The sequence below is a fragment of the Methanocella conradii HZ254 genome (assembly GCF_000251105.1).
Taxonomy (GTDB): Archaea; Halobacteriota; Methanocellia; order Methanocellales; family Methanocellaceae; genus Methanocella; species Methanocella conradii.
Genome location: NC_017034.1, coordinates 965,663 through 987,760, shown reverse-complemented (window position 1 = coordinate 987,760; position 22,098 = coordinate 965,663). Strand labels below are relative to the sequence as shown.

General features: G+C 54.0%; 20 protein-coding genes and 1 tRNA gene. 7 read left to right on the top strand and 14 right to left on the bottom strand.

Annotated features, from left to right (window positions below; translation table 11 throughout):
* Positions 1 to 10: 10 nt before the first annotated feature.
* From MTC_RS05060 to MTC_RS05045, 4 genes are all read right to left on the bottom strand, one after another.
* On the bottom strand, positions 11 to 739 hold the full coding sequence (locus tag MTC_RS05060) for a fumarylacetoacetate hydrolase family protein (protein ID WP_014405607.1): 729 nt from the start codon (positions 737 to 739) through the stop codon (positions 11 to 13).
* Positions 730 to 1,512, bottom strand: a complete 783-nt coding sequence (locus tag MTC_RS05055) for a dihydroorotate dehydrogenase electron transfer subunit (protein ID WP_014405606.1) — start codon at positions 1,510 to 1,512, stop codon at positions 730 to 732. Before MTC_RS05055 ends, MTC_RS05060 begins: the two co-directional genes overlap by 10 nt.
* Positions 1,493 to 2,413 carry a dihydroorotate dehydrogenase gene (locus tag MTC_RS05050; protein ID WP_014405605.1) on the bottom strand — a complete coding sequence of 307 codons (921 nt, stop codon included), beginning with the start codon at positions 2,411 to 2,413 and terminating at the stop codon, positions 1,493 to 1,495. The genes MTC_RS05055 and MTC_RS05050 overlap by 20 nt, the downstream gene beginning before the upstream one ends.
* Before the next feature lie 144 nt (positions 2,414 to 2,557).
* Positions 2,558 to 3,961, bottom strand: a complete 1,404-nt coding sequence (locus MTC_RS05045) for an MFS transporter (protein WP_014405604.1) — start codon at positions 3,959 to 3,961, stop codon at positions 2,558 to 2,560.
* A gap of 103 nt (positions 3,962 to 4,064) precedes the next feature.
* On the opposite strand from MTC_RS05045, the gene MTC_RS05040 reads away from it, so the two are divergent.
* Positions 4,065 to 4,715 carry a hypothetical protein gene (locus MTC_RS05040; protein WP_143767076.1) on the top strand — a complete coding sequence of 217 codons (651 nt, stop codon included), beginning with the start codon at positions 4,065 to 4,067 and terminating at the stop codon, positions 4,713 to 4,715.
* A 23-nt stretch (positions 4,716 to 4,738) separates the two neighbouring features.
* Here MTC_RS05040 and MTC_RS05035 read toward each other — a convergent pair whose 3' ends face one another.
* The 6 genes from MTC_RS05035 to MTC_RS05010 all read right to left on the bottom strand — a co-directional run bounded on the left by MTC_RS05035 (position 4,739) and on the right by MTC_RS05010 (position 11,738).
* Positions 4,739 to 5,941: an ATP-binding protein gene (locus MTC_RS05035; RefSeq protein ID WP_014405602.1), complete on the bottom strand. Its 1,203-nt coding sequence runs from the start codon at positions 5,939 to 5,941 to the stop codon at positions 4,739 to 4,741.
* 154 nt (positions 5,942 to 6,095) lie between these two features.
* Positions 6,096 to 6,180 (bottom strand) — tRNA-Leu (locus MTC_RS05030).
* Positions 6,181 to 6,313: 133 nt separating this feature from the next.
* Positions 6,314 to 7,042: an ABC transporter permease gene (locus tag MTC_RS05025; protein WP_014405601.1), complete on the bottom strand. Its 729-nt coding sequence runs from the start codon at positions 7,040 to 7,042 to the stop codon at positions 6,314 to 6,316.
* Positions 7,043 to 7,045: 3 nt separating this feature from the next.
* Positions 7,046 to 7,963, bottom strand: coding sequence for an ABC transporter ATP-binding protein (locus MTC_RS05020; protein WP_014405600.1), 918 nt, complete (start codon positions 7,961 to 7,963; stop codon positions 7,046 to 7,048).
* A 159-nt stretch (positions 7,964 to 8,122) separates the two neighbouring features.
* Positions 8,123 to 9,568, bottom strand: coding sequence for a carboxypeptidase regulatory-like domain-containing protein (locus MTC_RS05015; protein WP_237705979.1), 1,446 nt, complete (start codon positions 9,566 to 9,568; stop codon positions 8,123 to 8,125).
* Positions 9,569 to 9,677: 109 nt separating this feature from the next.
* Positions 9,678 to 11,738, bottom strand: coding sequence for a PGF-CTERM sorting domain-containing protein (locus MTC_RS05010; protein WP_014405598.1), 2,061 nt, complete (start codon positions 11,736 to 11,738; stop codon positions 9,678 to 9,680).
* A gap of 372 nt (positions 11,739 to 12,110) precedes the next feature.
* Between MTC_RS05010 and MTC_RS05005 the strand changes: the two genes are divergently transcribed.
* From MTC_RS05005 to MTC_RS04980, 6 genes are read left to right on the top strand one after another with little or no spacing between them, the layout of a single operon-like run.
* Positions 12,111 to 13,298, top strand: a complete 1,188-nt coding sequence (locus MTC_RS05005) for a cofactor-independent phosphoglycerate mutase (RefSeq protein ID WP_014405597.1) — start codon at positions 12,111 to 12,113, stop codon at positions 13,296 to 13,298.
* 9 nt (positions 13,299 to 13,307) lie between these two features.
* Positions 13,308 to 14,192, top strand: a complete 885-nt coding sequence (locus MTC_RS05000) for a homoserine kinase (RefSeq protein ID WP_014405596.1) — start codon at positions 13,308 to 13,310, stop codon at positions 14,190 to 14,192.
* A gap of 31 nt (positions 14,193 to 14,223) precedes the next feature.
* Entirely contained in the window at positions 14,224 to 14,841 is a 618-nt protein-coding gene (locus MTC_RS04995) for a COG1361 family protein (RefSeq protein ID WP_014405595.1), read from the top strand.
* Between the two features lie 38 nt (positions 14,842 to 14,879).
* Complete coding sequence (gene frhA, locus MTC_RS04990; protein WP_014405594.1) at positions 14,880 to 16,130, top strand: coenzyme F420 hydrogenase subunit alpha; 1,251 nt, start codon at positions 14,880 to 14,882, stop codon at positions 16,128 to 16,130.
* Entirely contained in the window at positions 16,117 to 16,824 is a 708-nt protein-coding gene (gene frhG, locus MTC_RS04985) for a coenzyme F420 hydrogenase subunit gamma (RefSeq protein ID WP_014405593.1), read from the top strand. The genes frhA and frhG overlap by 14 nt, the downstream gene beginning before the upstream one ends.
* A 1-nt stretch (position 16,825) precedes the next feature.
* Entirely contained in the window at positions 16,826 to 17,683 is an 858-nt protein-coding gene (locus MTC_RS04980) for a Coenzyme F420 hydrogenase/dehydrogenase, beta subunit C-terminal domain (protein WP_014405592.1), read from the top strand.
* 193 nt (positions 17,684 to 17,876) lie between these two features.
* Here MTC_RS04980 and cofH (MTC_RS04975) read toward each other — a convergent pair whose 3' ends face one another.
* The 4 genes from cofH (MTC_RS04975) to MTC_RS04960 all read right to left on the bottom strand — a co-directional run bounded on the left by cofH (MTC_RS04975) (position 17,877) and on the right by MTC_RS04960 (position 22,055).
* Positions 17,877 to 18,926 carry a 5-amino-6-(D-ribitylamino)uracil--L-tyrosine 4-hydroxyphenyl transferase CofH gene (cofH, locus tag MTC_RS04975; RefSeq protein ID WP_014405591.1) on the bottom strand — a complete coding sequence of 350 codons (1,050 nt, stop codon included), beginning with the start codon at positions 18,924 to 18,926 and terminating at the stop codon, positions 17,877 to 17,879.
* Positions 18,927 to 18,938: 12 nt separating this feature from the next.
* The gene (gene cofH / locus MTC_RS04970) at positions 18,939 to 20,003 is read right to left on the bottom strand and encodes a 5-amino-6-(D-ribitylamino)uracil--L-tyrosine 4-hydroxyphenyl transferase CofH (protein ID WP_014405590.1); all 1,065 of its coding nucleotides are present in this window, start codon (positions 20,001 to 20,003) and stop codon (positions 18,939 to 18,941) included.
* Positions 19,981 to 20,961 carry a 7,8-didemethyl-8-hydroxy-5-deazariboflavin synthase subunit CofG gene (gene cofG / locus MTC_RS04965; protein WP_014405589.1) on the bottom strand — a complete coding sequence of 327 codons (981 nt, stop codon included), beginning with the start codon at positions 20,959 to 20,961 and terminating at the stop codon, positions 19,981 to 19,983. Before cofG ends, cofH (MTC_RS04970) begins: the two co-directional genes overlap by 23 nt.
* Before the next feature lie 74 nt (positions 20,962 to 21,035).
* A complete protein-coding gene (locus tag MTC_RS04960; protein WP_014405588.1) occupies positions 21,036 to 22,055 on the bottom strand; it encodes an S-methyl-5-thioribose-1-phosphate isomerase in 1,020 nt (339 codons plus the stop codon).
* Between the last annotated feature and the right edge of the window lie 43 nt (positions 22,056 to 22,098).

Below are 22,098 nucleotides of genomic sequence, written 5' to 3'. Positions count from 1 at the left end.
TATACTTTTTCTATGCCACTTTATTGGCCAGGACCCCGATATTATCTATTTCCACCTCTATAGTGTCTCCACGCTTCATGGGACCCACGCCCGGGGGCGTGCCCGTCGCAATGACGTCGCCCATCTCCAGGGTCATTACGCTCGACACGAACTCCACCAGCTTATAAACGTTAAAGATCATATCGCTCGTGTTCGAATCCTGCTTTACGGCCCCATTAAGCCTGGCCTTAATGTTAAGATTAGTGGGGTCGACTTCCGTCTGGATAAATGGGCCAATCGGGGAAAACGTATCGAAGCTTTTAGCGCGAGTCCACTGGACATCCTTACGCTGTAAATCCCTGGCCGTAACGTCGTTGAAACACGTGTAGCCGAGTATATGGCTTTTCGCCTTATCCGCCTTAACGTTCTTCGTGCGCTTGCCAATGACTACCGCAAGCTCAGCCTCGTAGTCCACCCGCTTCGCCTGCTCAGGATAAATTATGCTCTCGCCGCTCGCCAGCACGCTGGACGGCGGCTTAATGAATAATATAGGCTCATCCGGTATACGCTCGTTAAGCTCTTTCGCATGCTCAACGTAGTTACAGCCGACGCAAACGATCTTGGTCGGCGTACAGGGCGGTAACACCTTGACCTCGCTCATGTCATACTCCCTGCCGCCCAGCATGGAGTGGACCTTGCCTTCGATAACCTCGCCGGTGAAAACCCTGTGATTATGCCTGAACCTGCCTATTATAGCCATAATTTCAGCCTCCTGCCGCTACCATCCCTGGCATACCTTCCGAGCTCGGAGCTTATCAGCGTATCGCCCCTGAACACCGGGCCATCCCTGCAAACCCTCAAGCCATCCGGGTCGATACAGCAGCTTCCGCACACGCCTATGCCGCATTTCATGTGTCGCTGCAGGCTGAACTGCGAGCGGTCAGCCATCTTATGCCCATCCAGGATGCCCAGGACACGATACATCATCTTTTCCGGGCCGCAACAATATATTTGAGTGTACATACTTAAGTCTATATCCCTCATAAGGTCGGTCACGAAACCCTTATGGCCATAGCTACCGTCATCTGTGGATATAAGCGTCTTTCCAGCCTTCCTGTACCTTGTCTCGAAGTGGACCTCTTCTTTCGTCCTGTACCCCGCCAATACGGTCACCTGTACCCCTATGGCTGCGGCCTTTTCGGCCAGAGGCGCCAGCGGCGCTGAGCCTACGCCTCCTGAAATGATTAAGATATTATCGCCCACAAGCTCCCACCCGTTGCCATAAGGCCCCCGGATGCCGAGCGTGTCGCCTTCTTTTAGCCTGAACATGGCCTCTGTGGCCTCGCCCACCCTCTGAACGGTGATGCCATCCTCATAGGAGAGGGCCATAGGCACCTCATCTACCCCTCTAGCCCAGACCATGACGAATTGCCCGGGCTTTCCCTTGAGCCAGCCCGCCGTATCGAGCCTAAAGGTCTTAATTGTAGGAGTCTCATCAATAACCTTCAAAATTTTAGCACTTATGGGCCTCATGCTTCACCACCCTATGGGATAGGCCAACAAGATCTTCGAGCTTCATGTTTTTCCTTTCCAGGTAGTCGGAAAGCCCCATCGAGACCGAGGCGAAGACTTCAAGGCCGTCGTATACCGCCGAGCCGATTTCGACGGCGGATGCGCCGGCCATGAGGAATTCGACTGCGTCGGCCCAGTTTGATATGCCGCCCACCCCTATGACCGGTATGTCCAGAGCCTCGTATAGTTCGTACACGCATTTAACCGCTATGGGCTTTATGGCCGGCCCTGATAGCCCTCCGCTTATATTGCCGAGTATGGGGTAGCCGCTGTCGATGTCTATTGTCATCGCCTTGACCGTGTTGATGGCTACCACCGCGTCCGCGCCGCCGTCCTGTGCCGCCCTCCCGATTGCCGTGATGTCCGTGACATTCGGGGTCAATTTAACCCATACCGGCACGTCGACTGCGCCTTTCACGGCCCGCGTTACCGCCTCCACGAGCGCCGGGTCGGTGCCAAGCTGCATCCCGTATCCTTTAGCGTGCGGGCAGCTCACGTTAAGCTCGTAAGCTGAAGCGCCAGGAAGCCCTTCCGCCACCTCCCTGAACTCGGCCTCGTTGGCCCCGAATATGCTTGCGATGACCGGCACGCCCGCCTGCCTTGCTACCTCCAGCTCCTGCAAGAATTCCCTGTATGAAGGGTTCGGCAACCCCATGGCATTTATATACCCGCATTCGAGCTTTATCATCGATGGGTTGGGGTGCCCGTATCTGGGCTCGACGCCGATTGACTTGGTGACGACTGCCCCCGCCCCCATCGATGCCACCCTTTTAAGCGACGCTCCAGTTGTGCCCAGGATGCCTGCCGCCAGGATGGTCGGGTTCTGCAGGGTTAAGCCGCCGGCTTCTACTGTCAGCCTCATAGTAAACCATGTATGAAGAGGCGCCATCAAAATATATTTTTTGGCATTTCCAGGAAATAGTAATCAAGCTATTTAAAAAAGTTTTTCAAAGGGCTATCTAATAGGTGGTGGGACTGAGCTACTTTTTAAGCTTAATTTTTTGGCCTATTGTTTCTGGTGCAAAGCGTTAACGGGGGTGGCACCGCTTCTAAGGTTACCCCTCATAAGCGAAGCGAACAGCCCGATGACGCATAGCCCGGCAAAAACGAGGAAGGCGGCCTGAACGCTGGCCATAAGAGGCCCGGACTGATCCCGTGAGATTTCAGTATGGCCCATTATCATTAAAAAGATGAGCAATGCGATGCTCTGGCTAAGCATCTGCCCGATGATGCGCATCGTGCTTACCATGCCGGAGGCCACGCCATAGTCACACCTGTCCACCGAGCTCATTATGGCGTTCGTGTTTGGCGATGAGAAGAGGGCGAATCCCAGGCCTAAAAACATCAGGCTTGCGATGATCTGGTATAGTGGGGTGGAAGGCGTAAGGAGCGCGAATAGCGCCAGCCCTATAATACATAAGCCCATGCCCATAGAGGCGACAATCCTTGGCTCCACCTTATCGGAGAGCCTCCCCGATAAAGGCGAAAATATTGCCTGCACGATGGGCTGAGCTACCAGGATGAGGCCGGCAGACTGGGGATCGTAGCCCTGTATGTAGTGTAAGTAGAGGCTTAATAAGAATGCAATGGCCGCGGTAGCGCTATAGTTTATGAGCGCTGCCAGGTTCGAAAACAAAAAGACCGTATTCTTCCTGAATACGCTGACCTTTAAGACTGGGTTCGGGTTCCTGAGCTCCCACCAGAAGAACGCCGCCATTCCCGCTAAGCTTAACGCGATTATAAGCCCGCCCCATATTGTCGGCACCATCGATAATCCCATCATGAAAGTGAAGAGCATCGCGCCATAAAGGGCCGTGCCGACGGCGTCGAATGGCGCGTTCTCGGCGCACCGCTCGTTCTCTTTTAGGACCAGGAGCGCCAGTAGAGCAACGAGGGATGCATACGCCGCCATACCCCCATATATGTATCTCCATCCGATGTTGTGCGTGATGAAGCCGCCCAGCACCGGGCCGGCCGAAAGCCCGAGATACGTTAACGCGACGTTGATGCCGAGCGCCTTGCCGCGCTCCTTCATGGGGTAAGCGGCCGTGAGGATGGCCACAGAGGTGCCGAATATCAGAGCGCTGCCGAAGCCCTCGACCGCCCGTGACAAGATGAGCATGTGGATAGAGCTCGACATGCTACACAGTATTGATGAGATTACCACTATTGATAGCCCTGTGATGAATATCGTCTTTCTTCCAATGATGTCAGCTATCCGCCCGAATGGCACGACGAAGATGGCCGCCGATAAGAGGAAGCCGAGCGCCACCCAGTTAAGCAAAGCCTCATCGGGCACCATGAAGTCCGCGTTTATAGAAGGAAGCGCGATGTTCACCGATGACCCCAGGAATGGCGTTATGAATGCGGTCATACAGGTTATGAGGAGTACCAGCCGTTTATCGGTCATTTTCAGGCCATCCTAAAAGCTAGAATTTAGGTTAATCTTATAAATAGTACACGCTTTGTCGGCCTAAAAAGCTTTAAGCTTTATAGGTGATTATTATCCCACCATGTCTGGAAGAATGAGCGTTGTGGTCGTTTTAGCGCTTATCATTTCGCTTTTCATGGGCATGATGCCCATGGCGTTTTCAGATGCCGACGATACCACGACGGCTACCATCCCGCTGGATCAGTCGTTCTATTGTATGCGCAGTGACGTCGAAGTACACTTATTATACCTCGAGGTTGGTAACCACCAGAAGGGCAACACTTATCCAACCACGCCCCTTGACCGCGTGAAGTGGGTGAGGCTTTTCTACCGGTATGAGAACCATGGTGACCATGTAGAAGATGGCTATATCCAGCCGGAATTCTATGATGAGCAGGGTAACCAGTATAAGCTTAATGAGGGGACGTATACCGGCGAGGACGTGAAGCCCGGTGCCATGTCTAGCCTGCGCTTCGTCGAGATACCCATCCCCAAGGACTCTAATATCGTTAAACTGAGGTTTGTTCAGGGCTTTAATAATATTGACTTTGATGTGCCTGTGGTGGTAAGCCCGACGCCAACCCCTGAGCCGACCGTAACCCCGACTCCCATAGCTTCTCCCACCGCCACGACGGGTACAGGTGGCAATTGCCTTCCTTTGCTGCCTTTCGCCATACTGGGCATGGTGGGGCTGGCAGGCCTGGCCACAACAAAAGGAGTTATCAAAAAGTAATTAACCATTCTACCAACATCCCCTTACGCATTTAATAGCCATTTCCAGGCAGGCATTACCTCGATATCGCCGAATTTATCCTCCTGGTCAAACGTGACTATCGTCCCTTTCTTAATGCCCGTCGCTTCCATGGCTTCTTTTAAGCCTTTCATCTCTCGCCGAAGCGAGTCTTCATCTAGCCTATAGCATACCTGTATCGCCTGCATTTTGCCGGCCTTATCCTGTACGATGAAGTCGCATTCGTTCTTCTCCCTGAAATAAAAGATGGAGGGGTACAGCCGCCTTAGCTGTAAGAATACGATGTTTTCAAGTATCCTGCCTTTATCCGCTGAAAAGGATACGCTGTTCGCCCTGGCCAATCCATGGTCTATTGCGTAGGCCTTCTTCGGGTTCATGAGCTGCTTCTTATAGGAATACGAGAACTTCGGGATGGTAAATAGTAAATAGCTGTCCTCGAAGTAGGAAACAAAATTTGATATGGTAGACGCCGTGCCCACGTCAAAGGACTTTTTAAGGCCATTGTACGAGAACTCATTTCCTGCGTTTGTCATTAGATATTTCGCCAGATTTTTAACCAGTACCGGGTCTTTCAAGCTATATCTAACGACAACGTCCTTAATGACGATGTCATTAAAGATTTGCTGGAGCATCATGTCGTTATCATATTTTATATAGCCGGGGAACCCTCCTTTATAGAAGTATTTACTAAAGGAAGATAGGGATGCCTGCTCTCCGGTAAGCCGTAATGTCTCCCCGTAGGACATGGGAAATAGCTCATAGGTTAGATGTCGGCCGGTAAGCTTTGTGCCTAGCTCCTTGCTCAACAGCGATGAGTTAGAGCCCGTTATAAAAAATTTTTTGCCCTCGTCGAGCTTTCTTCTGACGAACCGCTCCCATTCGGGAACGTTTTGGATCTCGTCGAAAAAATAGCAGGATGCATCAGGGTTTAGCTCTGAGAATACCTCGTCCAGCCTTTCAAAGTCTGATACGTCAAAGCTTAGCGCACGCTCATCCTCGAAATTAAAGTAATTAAAGCTCTTGCTCTTTTTCATTATCTGCTTTAATAAAGTGCTTTTTCCGCATCTTCTCACGCCCGATATGATGACTGCCATAGGAGACTTCATGTCGATTGAATCGAGGATGTCCCTTTTGGCGCCCTGGTCGAGCGTGTTGACCTCGTTGAGCTGTATTTCCGCGACCTTTCGGAGCGTCTCCTTGAGAAGCATACCTATAAGTTTCTTGTGGGAATATAAAAAACTTTCTTTTTACAAAAGAAAGAACTTTCTTTTCATATAATAAACTTTGTCCAGGTTTTATGGCTAAGCAGACGTCGAACCGCGAAAAGCAAAAACTCCAAACCTAAATTTTATTCATAAAAGGTGCGGGGGACGAGATTTGAACTCGCGAACTCCTACGAGACAGGACCCTCAATCCTGCGCCTTTGACCTGTCTTGGCAACCCCCGCATAGTTAAGCAAAAGCATAAAGGTGCGGACAGCACTGCCTATATATTAAAGCAGAGTTTAGAAAGGTATTCCACAAATATATAGCTTTCCCCACCTCAAAAATATGGCATGGCCGATACGGCCTCCTATTTGCTCATATCCTGGATATCAGCTTTTCGCGGCTAAAGGCCTTAATGCCGACTACATAGGCCATGAAGGCGAGGATGGCAAGCGCGGCGGCAAGCCCCAGGTCAAACAGCAGGGGATCGACATTTATGGCTAGCCTCATGCTTCCGACACCTATCATCACGCCCATTAAAATAATATTGATGATGTACGATTCACGGGTATTGGGTATGTAGCTGGAGATGGCTATCAGCGCCATCGTCGAAAGGACGACCAGCATGGGGGCGACAACGAAGATGGACACGGCAAGGGAAGGCGTTACAAGGGGTGCGTCCCACACGATGCTGCTCCCATCGACGACGAGCACGTAGCCTATGACTATAGAGTAGACCAGCGCCAGCCCTGCCCAGCCGGTGACGACGGCTGCAAGCGCTTTACCCAGGAAAATCTCTTTATCGCTTAAAGGCAGCGACAGCAGGTGCTCAATGGTCTTCTGATCCTTTTCATATGGGAAAGCAAGCACGGATATGCCGTTGGCCACCATGATCGGGTAAAAAGCGGCTATCAACAATAATACGTCCAGGGTCGAGGAGAGGGAACTGATACGGTGCCCGCCCGAGGCCAGAACAGAGCCGACCTGCTCTATGGGTATAATGCTAAAGGCGAAAAGCAAGATGATATTCTGGACTATAACGCTCCTCCTCGAATAATACGAAAGCGCCTCTTTACGGGCTATCTCAAAAATAACGCTTGCCATGCTTCACCCCTCCAGCACCTTGAAGTAAGCCTCGTCGAGGCTTGCGCCCTCTACCCTGACCTCCAGGACGGGCATGTTAGCCTCTAAAAGTGCTCTGTTGGCATCCATCGCCGCCTTCTCGGGCTCGGCCGCCCGTATCATGACCAGGTCATCCAGGGCTTCCACGCCCTGCGGAAACATGGACGAAAGAAAAGATGCGGCGCGTCCCGCATCTTCAGGCCTCTTCAGCCTCACCATTACAACGGGCTCGGCAAACCTGCCCATAACTTCCCTGATATTCCCTGATACGGCCACCCGGCCACTCTTTATGATGGCCACGCTGTCGCACATCTTCTCGGCCTCGGGCAATATATGCGAGGTTATGATAATCGTTTTACCCTCTTTTTTAAGCTCCATTATAAGCCCTTCAACGCTTCGGGCCGCTATCGGGTCCAGCCCCGACGTTGGCTCATCCAGGAAAACCACCATAGGATCATTGAGCAGCGCACGGGCAAACCCCACCTTCTGCCTCATGCCCTTCGACAGAGTGCCAGCCTTCATTCTCCTCGAATCATAAAGCCCAAACCGCCTCAATAGCGATACGATGCGCTCCTTCCGGGCGCCGCTTTCCATCCTGTATAGCCTACCCGTATAATCCAGCAGGCCATAAACCGTCATATCCTCATAAAGCCCAAAAGCTTCGGGCAAATACCCTATAAGCTTCCTCACGGAATCCGGCTCTCTAACGACGCTTATGCCATTTATAGTGGCATCCCCGGAGTCCGGCCTTAAAAGGCCAATAAGCGTCCTCACCAATGTAGTCTTTCCGGCGCCATTCGGCCCCAGCAGGCCCAGCGATTCGCCTTCTCCAACCCTCAAGCTGACATCCCTGATACCATGGACGCCATCATACATCTTCGTCAATCCAGAGGCTTCAATCATGCGCTATGCACCTTGGGCTCATATATCAATTAACATATAAAAGGAAAATTTTGACCGAAAGCCATAAATGATTAACCATTTTTGGTCAATCCGGCATGCTCTGAGCCTGCTGAACTATCTTGAACTGTCTATATGGTTCTTTCACAGGACACAGCATTCTCAGAATATGCTGCTCAAGGCATTTATGATGCCGTCGATCAAATACCCCAGGTATGTAAGGCTCAAGCCGGGGACTGCGACAAGCTCTACCTTCACCGTAAGGTCTCTTCCTGGAAGCACCTCGAAGGTTCCGGTGGCGTTCCTGTACCCATCCCTGCATACCGTATAGGCGTATTCACCATACTGTAGCCTGGTCAGGTTAATCGAGCCTTTGCCCACAGGCTCTCCGTTCACGTACACTAGGGCATCCGCCGGCTTCACCATGAAGTACACGTCTCCCGTGCTTGGCTTTAACACTTTAGTCGCCTTAGCCGTGCCTTCTGCGGGAACTCTTATAGATAAATTCTCCGGCAAATATCCATCCATGATCAGGCTACACGAGTGGTAGCCCACCTTTATTCCAGTGAAGTTAAACGGTGTCACCCTGCCAGTATCCATGCCATCGATCCATATATGAGCCCCTGGGGGGTCCGTTATAAGCTCCAGCGACCCCGAGTCCACGAATTCCACCGAGAGGGGCACGTTATAGTCGTGGGTCACGTTGAGCATGTTGTTATAGTACACGGTGAAGGGGTTGGATAGTTTAACGTATTTAGAGCCGTTATAGTCATACAGAAGCCTTACCACGAAGTTCTCCATTGGAGAGCTTATGTTGACCCCGTTGAAGACGTAGTATCCATCGACGTTTGTGGTCGTGGACATCACAGGAAAGCTTTTCCCCGTCATCCTGCAAAGCTCGACCGTCGCCCCGTAAAGTGGGGCATCGTTTCTCTGCTTGACGATGCCATGTACAACGTTGACGCCCGGTGCGGGAGGCGCATGGTATGGCGTGCCATTTCCATTCAAGGATATCATGAGGATCGAGGTGAGGGTATCGTCGCCCTTAACGTGGACATCGCTCTTTCCTGAAGAGTACGTCTGTCCATTCTCGCTATGCTCTGCCCAGACCTGGTAGTCGCCTTCGGGCAGGTAAAACTGGAAGCTATCTCCAGGCTCCCCGGAAACGAAGTAATACATGCCATTATTCAGGTATATGGTGGCCGGCAGGTATTGTTTCAGGTCGCTAGCGTTGACCACTTTACCCGTTAGCCAGCCATAGCCGGAGGGCGGGTAATAGTAGATGACCACGTCGTGCTCTACCACCTGGTTCTTGTACACCCAGAAGAATATTGTCTTGTCCGTGTAGGTTTTTCCGCTTGCATTGTACGTTGCAAGCAGGCTGAAGGTGTTCCTGCCGTCTACCCCTGTTATGGGTATCTTATCTAAGGTAAAGGTGCCATCAGGTCCCGAGACTGTTGAGCAGACCACGTATCCTGCCCAATTGCGGGCATCGACGGTAGCGTTAGCCAGTGGCATGCCATTCCTGTCGAGTACCCTCCCGGTTATTGCCCCATAAGAGGCCTCATCAGCCAATGATTGAGGGGCCATGAAGAATATTAGAGACAATGTAAGTGTTATTGAAAATACCCGGTTTAGCATTTTTAGCATTTTTATCACGAAGAACAAAAATAAAAAGAGATTAAGGGGATTTTTTTATCCCCTTGATCTAGCCTATTTAGTTCTCCTTCCTCGCAATCAGGTACGCAACGCCGAGCAGGCCGGCCAGCGCGAACACCGCCTCAAAGCCCGGAGTCGGCGTTGGGGTCGGGGTTGGCGTTGGGGTCGGGGTTGGCGTCGGCGCGCTTGCCGTCGGAGACGGCGATGTCACGGGCGATATGTACACGTAGTCAGGTATAGCTATGTTGTGGGTAGCTGTACCGAACTCGGATGGCGGGATCTCCGTAGCATCCTTGTATGCTTCAACATCGCCAGGCCACGAACCCAGGCAGAAGACTGCATAGTATACGTGGCCGTCCTTCTCAGCCGTCACGTTGTAGACGTCCTCCGGTACCCTGAAGTACGTATACGTACCGATTGCCGCCGTCCTGCCATCGTTGGATAGCTGCGGGTTCTCGGGTATCTTCACGATCTTGGTGTTCTCCCATCCGCCAACCGTGTAGTCTCCATCGGAGCCAGTGTAGGTTGTCGTATTCCACTTGACGTTCCAGAGGGTTACGTTGGCGTTCGGGACACCGTTCTTGTTCTGGTCGGTCACCATGCCCGACACGGTGCCCCAGCCCACTACACGAACGGTGGTCGTGTCCGTTAGGTTGTGCCCGAACATGATCTGGGCGGTACCTGTGACGTTAACCTTACCCCTCGTCTTGTTGGAGGTCAGCAGTATCCACGCCTGACCGTTATCGTCTGTGACGTTAGTCTTGACCTTGGGCAGCGTGGCTACCGTGTCATTGTCGGATGAGAAGGTCACGTCGATGCCAGACCTCTTGTACGGCAGGCCGTCCAGGTAGAGCTGTGCGATGATCCAGTCATCCTGGCCGCCCACGAGGATCGTATCCTTCTCAGCGGTGAGCTTTATCGCGTCTGGCGGCGGGATGTGTAGGACTATCACGCCTACAGAAGTCCTGGTCTCGTTCATCTTGTAGGCGTCGCTCTGGCCTCCTACCGTCCTGTTGTCGGTGATAGTAGCGTTGGCCGATACATAGCCATAGTCGATGACGAAGTCATCGTACTGCAACACTATGTCGTCGAAGACGAACAGGCCGGTGAATGGCAGGCTCTGGCTGGTAGTCCTATCCATGGTGTAGAACTCGTAATTTTCGACAGTTGAGTTGTGTCCTATAGCGTGTAACGTGACGGTTATGCCACCATAGGCTCTGCCGAAGGAGTCAACCACGTAGCCGCTCCATGAGGCCGTCGGGGACGTGAAGTAGATCCTGATGCTAGCGTTTATGTTCGGGTTGTCCGCATAGTATGCCCAGACGGTCGAGTTATAGCCTCCCATGCCGCGTGGCACCCAGCCGAACTGGACGCTGGCGCTGCCATCGTTGGTGGCCACGTTATTAACATCCCGAGTGTCATTCGCATTCAGGCTACCATTCTTATAGGTCCAGGTGCTGAATCCTGGAGTGTTCCAGGTGTTGTTTGTCGCGTTACCTACCGTGAAGTTGATCGGGTAGCCGTCGGCGACCGGGTTGCCCAGCGTATCGTACACGTAAGCGGTTATCTTAACCTTGTCTTCGCCGTTAGCAAGTACGCTGGTCTTCTCAGCCCTCAGCTCAATCCTGGCGGGCTTGGTAAAGATGACGACAGACGTTTCTACTGCGCAGGGAGTGGCTGCGGAGTCAATGCCGAACGGGTTGGAGTAGCCTTCACCATACTTCTCTGCATAAGCGTAGATCCTGTACACTTCGCCAGTTCCACCATTCGCATATGTGGTATTTTCTCCAGCAGAGTTATAACCATAACGCTTAACGCTGTTGAAGGTGGCGTTCACGCCAGTAAACGCGTATCTGCCATACTCGTTCGAAGTAGTGTTATAGTACTCCTGGCTCGTGTTGGAAGCATTGACTATGGCGATATAAGCGTTGGCAATGCCGTTTGTAGCATTACCAGCCGTTGAAACCGTACCAGTCACGCTGCCCTTTGTAACGTTGTCAATCGCCGGCGGATAGTCTAAATCCCTATAAGTCGGCTTATCAGCGAAGGCTGGCAACATTACGGCCATAACGGACATTATTACTAGTACTGCTAATGCTGCCTTAATAGTATTTTTCATCAATTCAACCTCCCATGGTTGTGTTCTAAGCGGATATCACGTATCGGATAAAACGCTCTTGTTTTACCACCCATATGTCGCATCTTCGACATATGCCGAACCTGACATCGCTAACTCTCAAATCCATGCCTTATGGATTATTGGCATAACATTAGGTCGTTCCTTAATAAATCTTTTTTGGTCTTTCCCATGTACAGAATAGGCTTCTATACCGAGCTAACGCACCCTAAAATCGATATTCTTCGCCATATTTTTTGCCATACGCTTGACACACATCGCTTAGCGATATATCGGTAATCCTTCTATTCGACAATTGACTAACTACAGTTAAATATATGTGCAGGATGCCATACTCAGGTCTCTCTGATGTAAATGAAGTACGCAGTCATCCTCGGAGACGGGATGTCCGACTATCCCGTCAAGGAGCTAAACGGCAAGACTCCGCTGATGTGCGCAAACAAGCCGAACATGGATTTCATGGCACGACACGCCCGCCACTACGGCCTCTGCCAGACCACCGTGGAAGGCCTACCGGCGGGCAGCGACGTGGCAAACATGGCAGCGCTGGGCTATGACCCGGCCAGGTATTATAATGGGAGGGGGCCGCTGGAGGCCATGAGCATGGGCGTAAGGCTGAAGCCCGACGACGTGGCGTTCAGGTGCAACCTTATCACTATAAAGGACGGGGCCATTTTTGACTATAGCGCAGGCCACGTCACGTCTGAAGAGGCCGCTGAGCTTATAGCTTACCTGGATGAGGCTATGGGGGGTAATGGCGTGAAGTTCTATCCAGGGGTGAGCTATCGCCATTTACTCGTCTTAAGAAAGGGTGCAGGAGCGATCTGTGACGCTCCCCATGATTACGTGGGAGAGCCGGTGGATGCTCACATGCCCAGGGGGGATGGGCACGAGCTTTTGGCGGAGCTAATCATAAACTCGTGGAAGCTGCTCGCCGGCCACCCGGTAAATATAAAGCGAGTCGCGGCGGGCAAGAACCCCGCGAACTCGATATGGCCATGGGGCCAGGGGAGGGCGCCGGCCATGCCGCAATTCCGCGAAAAGTACGGGCTGACGGGCTCGGTCATCTCCGCAGTGGACCTGATAAAGGGCCTGGGAGCGTACGCTGGCCTGGATGTCATTAACGTGCCCGGGGCTACAGGCTACCTGGATACCGACTACTCGGCTAAGGCGAGGTATGCCCTCAAGTCCCTGGAGGAGAGGGACTTCGTCTTCGTCCATATAGAGGCGCCCGACGAGGCCGGCCACGAGGGCATGGTGGAGGAGAAGGTGAAGGCCATCGAGAATATCGATAAAAAGGTGGTTGGCCCGATGCTCGATGGCATGCGGAGGCTCGGCGACTTCAGGCTCATGGTGCTGCCCGACCATCCTACGCCCCTCTCAATCAAGACGCACGCCAGGGACCCTGTACCATACATAATATATGACTCAAGGCACGTTATAGATACGGGTAAGACATATGATGAGAGGTCCGTGTCGGACGGCTTCTTTATCGGGCAGGGGTTCAAGCTTATGGATTTATTTATAAGGGATGCCGTTTAGAGGTGGGGCATGGACCGCATCAGGGTAAAGGCATCCGCAACGTCTGCAAACCTGGGGGCTGGCTTCGACGTGCTCGGCCTGGCCCTCGACGAGCCGTATGACGTCATAGAGGTGGAGCCGGCGGACCGGCTTGCCATTAAAGTCATAGGCGTAGGCTCGGAGTCGATACCGCTGGACCCTGAGAGGAATACGGCGGGCCTGGTGGCGAAGGAGATGGGAAGGGATGTGCTCATTACGATATATAGCGGCATCAGGCCGGCCAGCGGCCTGGGGAGCAGCGCCGCCCCTGCGGCAGGCGTGGCGTTCGCCATCAACGAGCTTTTCTCGCTCGGCTATACAAGAGAAGAGCTGGTGCCCATAGCTGCAAGGGGCGAGGTCGCGGCGGCTGGCGTGGCCCACGCTGACAACGTGGGGCCTTGCCTCCTGGGCGGCCTGACAATCGTTTGCGGCGGCCAGGCGGAGAGCCTCGAGATGCCGGAGGTCGGCGTAGTCGCCATAATGCCTGACGTCAAGGTGAGCACCCGGGTGGCCAGGGAGGCGTTGCCCGCCTGCATCCCGCTCAGGGAGATGGTCCAGAACGTGGGCAAGGCGTGCATGCTCGTGGCGGGCGCCGCTAAAAAGGACCCTTACTTGATAGGGCGCTCGCTCGCCGATTCCTTCAACGAGAAGTACCGCTCTCCGCTCATCAAAGGCTATGAGGGCGTTAAGGCCGGCGCCATGAGAGAGGGCGCGTACGGGGTGGCGATAAGCGGCTCCGGCCCTACTATGATAGCATTATGCCCCCGCGACAGGGCTAAAGCCATAGAAAAGGCTATGAGGGATGAGTTCCTTTCATACGGCATTTCCTGCGAGTCGTTCGTGACCCGCGTGGGCAGGGGAGTAAAGATCATATAATCGCAAAGCGTCGAGGTAAGAAGTGAAAAACATGGAAGACCGAAGCCTTTTGAGCATGGCAGCCATTGCAGTGGTGGGGTTAGTGGTCCTGGCGGCCCTCCTTGCCGCCGGGTACATGCTCGTATCTGTGATTTTTGGGCCTAGCAGTTATGACACTGCTCAGCAGCCGACCTTTATTCCTGCGGCCCCCACCTCAACGCCTTATGCGACGGTGCCCACGGGCCAGTTTATCCCGGGCGGATCGCAGCCAGGCGGTTACCCCGCGGTGCCGACTCCCGTGCAGCCCGTCGTAAAGAGAGCGGAGTTCGTGGATGGCGGCACCGATAAGGACACGTATAAGGGTGGCGATACTGCGATCGCATATATCATCATAAAAAATACGGGGACGGTGCCCATTGATGAGGCGAAGCTCCACGTATCTGTGGCCAGGTTTTTAACGGTGGCCTATATGAGCTTCAAGTCCTCAGATACGCCCCTTACGGGCCTGGGCGTCCAGCCAGGCGAGACGAAAAAGGTCGAATACAGCATAGCCATTCCCGACAACTACAATGGCATCTCGACGGCGGGCAAGTACAAGATAACGGTAGACGTATACGTATGGGACACGAAAATAGGCGCCTTCGAGAAGGAGATCGAAATCAAACAATAATTCAAAAACAATTATAAATTTGCCTTTCTTCTCTTTTTATGGTGCTAAACTTGGAGACCGTCGTCATCGCGCCCACCACTCGCAACGAGGGGCATGGCAAGTTCATCCTTGAGGTAGACGAGGGCGGGGTGGTCAAGAAGGGCAGCTTTTTAAGCATGGTCACGGTGAGGGGGTTCGAGAAGTTCTTGGTAGGGAGGGAGATGGAGTTCGCGCCGGTGGCCACCAGCCGCTTTTGCGGCCTCTGCCCTCCAACCCATGCGACCGCCTCATCGGAGGCCATCGAGCGCTCCATAGGCGTCACGCCTCCACACCATGGGCTATTGCTACGTGAGCTTTGTAACATAGGCAACCACTTGCACGACCACCCGCTCCAGCAGGTCTTAATCCTGCCGGACTTCGTGAAGGACCCTGGCAAGGCCAGGGAGGCGCTGGTCCGCATCCAGAGGATGAGGCGGATTGGCCAGTACATCTGCAGCGTGGCTGGCGGCGAGGCCATACACTCTCCCTACATAAGGATTGGGGGCATGTATACTAATATAAGCGAGGCCGCCCGTAACAGGCTCATCGAGCTGCTCACCGGGTACAGGCAGTACCACGAGGAGCAAAAGGGATTCATGGAGGAGGCCTTCGACTCCTCGGACGTGCCCGAGGGCCTGGGCGCAGTTGACGTGGACGTGATGGCCACCGATTTAATTTACGGAAGCTCGGAGGTCTATGCAAATGAGTACCACCCCCATTATTCGGAGGAGTTGCCGGCCAACTATTATGGAAAGGATGTGGGCGTTGAGGCCTGCACGGTCATCCCGATGCTGCGTGGCAGGATAGTGGAGGTAGGGCCGAGAGCCCGCCTGTGGAAATTCAGGGGCTACAAGGAGAAGGGCACGATGGCCCTCAACCGGGCCAGGCTGGAGGAGATTACTGTTAGGGTGGAGAGGGGCCTTGAAATCCTGAGGCAGCTTAATACGAGGGCGAACACCCTGAACAGGCCGGTTTCGTATGGCGATGGCGATATGGGGATAGGGGTCAACGAGGCGCCGAGGGGAACCAACGTCCACCTCGCCAGCGTGAAAGATGGACGGATAACCTATTATAAGGCCATGCCCGCCACCATGTGGAACATTCCCGTCATCGGCAAGGCTACCGAAGGCTTCCATTATAGGTGGGCTGAGTGGGTGATGCGCGCCTATGACCCATGTATTTCCTGCGCCACCCATCTATTAGTAATAAACGAGGGCAAGGTCGTGGAGGATAGGTGGGTCAGGCCGGAGGTGCCTTATGGGCAGGCCTAAGCTCGCCTACGTACACCTGGCAGCTTGCTCGGGCTGTGAGATATCATTTTTAGATAATTTTGAGAGGCTGCTGGATATCATGGAGATGGTGGATGTCGAGTACATGACGCTCATAATGGATGCAAGGGAGGCTCCGAAGGTTGACATCGTCTTTGTGGACGGGGCGGCATGCCTGCAGTCCAGGGAGGCGGTCGAGACGCTGAAGAAGGCCCGTGAAAATTCTTCTTACCTGGTGGCGTGGGGCGGCTGCTCCACTACGGCGACGATTAACAACTTTTGCAGAGGGGGCCAGCTTCCCCAGCCTCAGCACGAGGCTTTCCCGCCGATTAGCCGCCTTGTAAAGGTGGACGCCTTCGTGCCCGGCTCACCCCCTGCGCCCCAGATGGCCTATAACGTCATCAAGGCGTTCGTCGAGGGCGACCTGGACTACTTAAAGTACCTCTCGTCCTATGAAGTCGGGGGGTATGCCTGTGGCTGCGACCTGTGGAAGGATATAGTGGAGAATTCCCTGTGTATAGGCTGCGGCGCCTGTGCCATGGCCTGCCCCACCAGGGCTATCACCATGGAGATGGGAAGGCCTAACGTCATTTTTGATAGATGCGTGAAGTGTGGCGCCTGCTATGCCCAGTGCCCGCGGAGCTTCCTTCCGACTGCGGCCATCGAGGGCATGATGAAGAGGCTCATGGAGGAGTGAGATGGCGTACCAGGGATTCGGGCGATATAAGGAAGCTTTCACGGCGAGGTCGAGCGATGATTATATAAGGAGCGTTGCGCAGGATGGCGGGACGGTGACTTCGCTGATTTGCTATGCCCTGGAGTCCGGCTTCATCGACGGCGCTGTGCTAACCAGGAAGTCTGAAGAGGAGTGGGTGCCCGAGCAGTACGTGGCCACAACGAGGGAGGAGGCGCTGGAGTCTGCGAAGAGCGTATACGCCCTGTCGCCCAGCCTTTACTGGCTCAAGGAGGCGACGCGGGAAAAGGCGCTCACGAGGATAGGCTACGTGGGGCTGCCATGCCAGGTCGAGGCTATCCGGAAGATGCAGCTTTACCCTTTTGGGGCCAGGGATATCGTGGATAGTTTAGCTTTGGTGATCGGCATCTTTTGCTACGAGAACTTTTACCCGGCCAGCCTAAAGGCTATCGTGGAGGGGCTTGGGGAGGAGCCCCTGTCTGACGTGGTCAGGATGCGGTGCTCCTCTGGCAGGTTCATTACGGAAGGCGAGAAGGGGGTATCGGTGCCGCTCAGGCAGGCCTCCCGCTATATCCAGGATGGTGACCGCATCTGCCCGGACCTGGTATCTGAGTGGGCGGACATATCCGTAGGCTCCGTAGGCTCGGAGCCAGGATGGAATACCGTTTTTCTCAGGACAAAGACGGGCCTGGACCTTTTCCGCAGAGCAGTAGCAGCCGGAAAGCTTGAAGTAAAAGAGATCGGCGAGCAGGGCTTGAGGGAGCTCGAAAAACTGGCCCTGGATAAAAAGAGCAGGGCGAGGAAAAACATAGAGAAGCGCAGGGCGCTGGGGCTATACGTGACACGCGACATATACTATTAGTGTGATTCTTTATTGGCGCTCCAATGATTCTATTTTGCCGGCATTTTTCACCACAAGGGACACAAAAAACACCAAGTGGTGAATAAAGTAGTGTTAGCTTCAGGTACTCGACCTCATTAATTTAGGACACTTACTAACAAATACCATATACTCTAGCGTACCCCACTTACTTGCCTATAATGAAATCGACATACTATTGAACGGGCTGGTAGAGGGTGTTGCGCTCCCGGGGGATGCGGCCCACGGCTTTTATTAACTTGATGATGTCTTCCCTTGACAGGTATTCGCCGTATGAGGCGCCGGCCGCAACCGATATCTTGTCCTCCATCATCGTGCCGCCGAAGTCGTTAGCGCCGGTGAACAGCGTCGCCTGTGCCAGCTTCGTGCCCATCTTGACCCAGGACACCTGGATGTTCGGGATGTCCCTGCCGAAGATGATGCGGGCCAGGGCGTGTAGCTTCAGGTCATCCATGCCGCTCGCCCCGATAGACTCCCCGCTCAGACGGTTGTTTTCGTGCATGAAAGTCAGAGGTATAAACTCGGTAAACCCGCCGGTCTTGCGCTGGATATCCCTTAGAATGAGCATATGCTCAATACGATCCTCCCAGGTCTCCACGGTGCCATACATGATGGTTGACGTCGTCTTGATCCCCAATTTATGGGCGTCCATGATGATGTCAACCCACTCCTTTGTGGACACCTTCTTCGGGCAAATCCTGGCCCTCACGGAGTCTATGAGTATCTCGGCAGAGGCGCCGGTCATCGTGTCAAGGCCGGCCTTCCTGAAGGCGTCCATCGCCTCGTATGGCGTCACCCCCGACGCCTTAGCCGCATGGTATACTTCCATGGGCGACAGGGCGTGTATCATGATGTCATAGTTCGCCTTTATGGCCTGGAACAGGTCACAATAATAGTCAACGGTCATGTATGGCATGACGCCCGATATCAGGCATATCTCGGTGGCGCCGATCTTCTTTGCCTCGCCAACCCTCTCCAGGACCTGCTCGGTGGTCAGCTTGAAGCCCACGTGATTCCTGAAGGAGCAGAAGGCGCACCCGATCATGCAGCGGTCGGTGACCTCGACGAGCCTGTTGACCACGAACGTGACCTCATCGCCCACTATCTCCTTCCTCAGCTCGTTCGCCGTGTCAAAAAGCTCGAACGGGTTTACGTGGACGAGCTGGAGGGCGTCCTCTTTCGTTATCTCGCCCTTCAGGGAGCGCTCGAAAACATCCTCAAGCATTGTATCATCCTTTTAGTTGACATACTTGTAAAGAGTGGTGCGCTGCCGTGGCGTCCGGCCGGCGCCCTTGATGATATCCCTGAGCTCGTCGGGGGACAGGCACTCGCCGGACTTTGAGCCTGCGGATTTAGAGATCTTCTCCTCCATGAGCGTGCCGCCGAGGTCGTTAGCGCCGCAGTGAAGGGCCACCTGGGCTAGCTTGACCCCAAGCTTCACCCATGATGCCTGTATATTTACTAAATCTTTTCCGAAGATGAGCCTGGCGAGGGCGTACATCCTCAGGTCATCAAGCCCGCTTGCCCCGTGGGCTACCTCGCCCAGCGGGTTATTCTTGCTCATGAATGTGAGCGGCACGAACTCCGTAAAGCCGTGAGTCTTACGCTGTATGTCCCTCTGGAGGAATATATGGTCGATACGGTCCTCCCAGGTCTCAATATGCCCATACATGATGGTCGCAGTCGTGGGTATGCCGGCCTTGTGGGCTTTCGTGACGACGTCCACCCATTGCCTGGTGGTCAGCTTATCCGGGCATATCTTCTGCCTGATTGAGTCCACGAGTATCTCTGCCGCCGTGCCCGGCATCGAGCCAAGGCCCGCCTCCTTGAGGGCTTCAAGCGAGCGCGAGACGCTCACCCCGGAAATCTTGCTCATGTGGAAGACCTCCATCGGGGAGAATGCATGTACATCGATGTCATAGCTATCCTTTATCGCCTTAAGCATGGCGACGTAATCCTTCAGGTACATGTCGGGAAGCAAACCGCCCTGAATGCAAACCTCCGTTGCCCCATACCTCTTCGCCTCCCCCACCTTACTCAGTATCTCATCTATGCTCAACTGATACCCCGTATTATTCCGGAAGGCGCAAAAACGGCACGTGCCAATACACTTATCTGTAAAGTTGATGTTCCTGTTTACTATATAAGAGACCGTATCGCCTACAAGCGTCTCCCTTACGGCATCTGCCGTCTGGAATAGCTCAAACGGGTCTTTCTTAATCAGCTCCAGCGCATCCCTTTTAGTTATTTTACCTTCAAGCGAGCGCCCATATACTTCCTTAAACACGGTAACCGTCTCCATCGGAGCATTTCTTGATGATCGGCTCGACCTGCCTGCCATACCAGCCGCGCTTCACATACTTAGGATAGACGGGCAGCCGTTCCCTGAGCTTCAGGCCCATGGCCTTTAGCTCATCCAGCGTAGGCCACCTGCACTCCGGGTTTATGTAATCCTCGGTAACCGGGGAGATGCCGCCAATGTCCCCCGCGCCGGCCTCTAAGAATTCCTTAAGGTGGGAGGTCAGGTTGGGGGGAGCCTGAAGCTCAACGTCTTCTGGCAATATCTCTCGGGCCATCCTTAAAACCCTTATCATGTCCTCGACGGAGGGGGGTTTCACGTTGCCCATCCGCGTGTGCGGCTTCGGCACGAAGTTTTGTACGATAACCTCCTGGATGTGGTCATACCTTTTATGTATGTCCCTGATGGCCTCGAGGGAGCGGCGGCGGTCCTCCCAGGTCTCCCCGATGCCGACCAGTATGCCCGTGGTGAACGGTATGCGTAGCCTTCCGGCATCCTCTATGAACTTTATGCGCGTCTCGGGGTCCTTTGCGGGGCTGAGGCGGTGCGCCTCAAGCCTTGCCGTGGTCTCCAGCATGAGGCCCATGCTCGCGTTGACCTCTTTAAGCTTTTTTAGCTCATCATAGGGCAACACCCCTCCATTCGTATGGGGAAGCAGGCCCAGGCGAATCGCGTCAAGGCAAAGGTCGTAAACGTAGTCGGTGAGCGTCTCATAGCCATATTTTCTCAGCCCTTCAAAAAACCTTTTATCTGATGGCGAGTCGCCATACGTGAAAAGGGCTTCCAGGCAGCCCTGTCCGGCGGCCTTTTTCAGCATTTCATGTGCCTCCTCGGGCCTTATGATGAAGGCCTCCGGTGAGCCGGGGTCCCGCCTGAACCCGCAATAGCCGCAATTGTTGCGGCACATGTTAGTGACGGGGATGAACACGTTCTTAGAATATGTGACGAGCTTATCGGCCATGTCGAAGCCAGCCTTAAGTAAAATACGTTGCCCGATATAGGATATAAATTTTGCTGCAGGACTCATAGAACACGTCACCTTATATGGGGCGCGAGCGGGGGCTTCATAATGCCTTGCTCTGTGATGATGGCGGTTATGTTTTCCATGGGCGTGGCGTCGAACGCCGGGTTATATGCCGGCACGCCGGCAGGGGCTATCGGTGAGCCGTTCCAGTACCTCAGCTCGTCGGGGCTGCGCTCCTCTATGACCACGTCCTTCTCTTTCCTCGAAAGGTCAAACGTGGATAAGGGCGCTGCCACGTAAAAAGGAGTATTGTGGGCTTTAGCGAGCACTGAAAGCGCGTACGTGCCTATCTTGTTGAAAACCGCGTCCTGGACGATTCTATCTGCTCCCACGATTACGCAGTCAACCCTTCCGGCCCGCATCACATGCCCGGCCATGCTGTCCGTTATCAGCGTGACCGGTATGCCGTCCTCCATGAGCTCCCAGCAGGTTATGCGGCTTCCCTGGTTCAATGGCCTGGTCTCGCATGAGATGACTTTTATGCTTTTTCCCTTGGCCACTGCCGTTCTGACTACCCCCAGCGCCGTGCCCCAGTCTACGCATGCCAGCCTGCCAGCGTTGCAATGGGTCAGGACCGTGTCACCATCTTTTAAGAGCGATGCCCCATGCTCCCCTATGGCCTTGCACCTGGCCACGTCCTCGTCTGCCAGCGCCTTCGCCTCATCCAACGCCAGCGCCTCCACCTCACCCCTATCCTTTCCTGTGAGCGCCCTCCTCAGCACCCTTTCCGTTCCCCAGGATAGGTTTACGGCCGTCGGGCGCACCCTCTTCAGCTTATCCGCGCCATCCCTCAAGCAGCCAATATAATCCTGGAACTTTTGAGCCTTTAGCGTCCTCGCCAGCAACGCCACCCCGAAGCCCCCCGCCGCCCCCAGCGCCGGGGCTCCACGCACCCTCAGCTTAAGTATCGCCTCACACAAACCATCAACATCATAAATATCCAGCACAGTAAGCCTTGAGGGCAGCGCCGTCTGATCTATAATAGTAATGCAGCCCTTCTCATCAGTCCAATCAATCGTGCGCATCATCATAAAGTAAAGCGGAAAAGATAAAAGCCTGATGGTTTCATTAAGG

What these genes read in the sequence shown, in the direction of transcription:
- MTC_RS05050 (WP_014405605.1), bottom strand. Translation starts at nt 2,413, where the DNA reads ATGAGGCTGACAGTAGAAGCCGGCGGCTTAACCCTGCAGAACCCGACC.
- cofH (WP_014405590.1), bottom strand. Translation starts at nt 20,003, where the DNA reads ATGGAGACGGTTACCGTGTTTAAGGAAGTATATGGGCGCTCGCTTGAA.
- MTC_RS05060 (WP_014405607.1), bottom strand. Translation starts at nt 739, where the DNA reads ATGGCTATAATAGGCAGGTTCAGGCATAATCACAGGGTTTTCACCGGC.
- MTC_RS05005 (WP_014405597.1), top strand. Translation starts at nt 12,111, where the DNA reads ATGAAGTACGCAGTCATCCTCGGAGACGGGATGTCCGACTATCCCGTC.
- MTC_RS04980 (WP_014405592.1), top strand. Translation starts at nt 16,826, where the DNA reads ATGGCGTACCAGGGATTCGGGCGATATAAGGAAGCTTTCACGGCGAGG.
- cofG (WP_014405589.1), bottom strand. Translation starts at nt 20,961, where the DNA reads ATGGCCGATAAGCTCGTCACATATTCTAAGAACGTGTTCATCCCCGTC.
- MTC_RS05020 (WP_014405600.1), bottom strand. Translation starts at nt 7,963, where the DNA reads ATGATTGAAGCCTCTGGATTGACGAAGATGTATGATGGCGTCCATGGT.
- MTC_RS05035 (WP_014405602.1), bottom strand. Translation starts at nt 5,941, where the DNA reads ATGCTTCTCAAGGAGACGCTCCGAAAGGTCGCGGAAATACAGCTCAAC.
- MTC_RS05040 (WP_143767076.1), top strand. Translation starts at nt 4,065, where the DNA reads ATGTCTGGAAGAATGAGCGTTGTGGTCGTTTTAGCGCTTATCATTTCG.
- MTC_RS04960 (WP_014405588.1), bottom strand. Translation starts at nt 22,055, where the DNA reads ATGATGATGCGCACGATTGATTGGACTGATGAGAAGGGCTGCATTACT.
- MTC_RS04995 (WP_014405595.1), top strand. Translation starts at nt 14,224, where the DNA reads ATGGAAGACCGAAGCCTTTTGAGCATGGCAGCCATTGCAGTGGTGGGG.
- frhG (WP_014405593.1), top strand. Translation starts at nt 16,117, where the DNA reads ATGGGCAGGCCTAAGCTCGCCTACGTACACCTGGCAGCTTGCTCGGGC.
- MTC_RS05000 (WP_014405596.1), top strand. Translation starts at nt 13,308, where the DNA reads ATGGACCGCATCAGGGTAAAGGCATCCGCAACGTCTGCAAACCTGGGG.
- MTC_RS05045 (WP_014405604.1), bottom strand. Translation starts at nt 3,961, where the DNA reads ATGACCGATAAACGGCTGGTACTCCTCATAACCTGTATGACCGCATTC.
- MTC_RS05025 (WP_014405601.1), bottom strand. Translation starts at nt 7,042, where the DNA reads ATGGCAAGCGTTATTTTTGAGATAGCCCGTAAAGAGGCGCTTTCGTAT.
- MTC_RS05010 (WP_014405598.1), bottom strand. Translation starts at nt 11,738, where the DNA reads ATGAAAAATACTATTAAGGCAGCATTAGCAGTACTAGTAATAATGTCC.
- cofH (WP_014405591.1), bottom strand. Translation starts at nt 18,926, where the DNA reads ATGCTTGAGGATGTTTTCGAGCGCTCCCTGAAGGGCGAGATAACGAAA.
- MTC_RS05055 (WP_014405606.1), bottom strand. Translation starts at nt 1,512, where the DNA reads ATGAGGCCCATAAGTGCTAAAATTTTGAAGGTTATTGATGAGACTCCT.
- frhA (WP_014405594.1), top strand. Translation starts at nt 14,880, where the DNA reads ATGGTGCTAAACTTGGAGACCGTCGTCATCGCGCCCACCACTCGCAAC.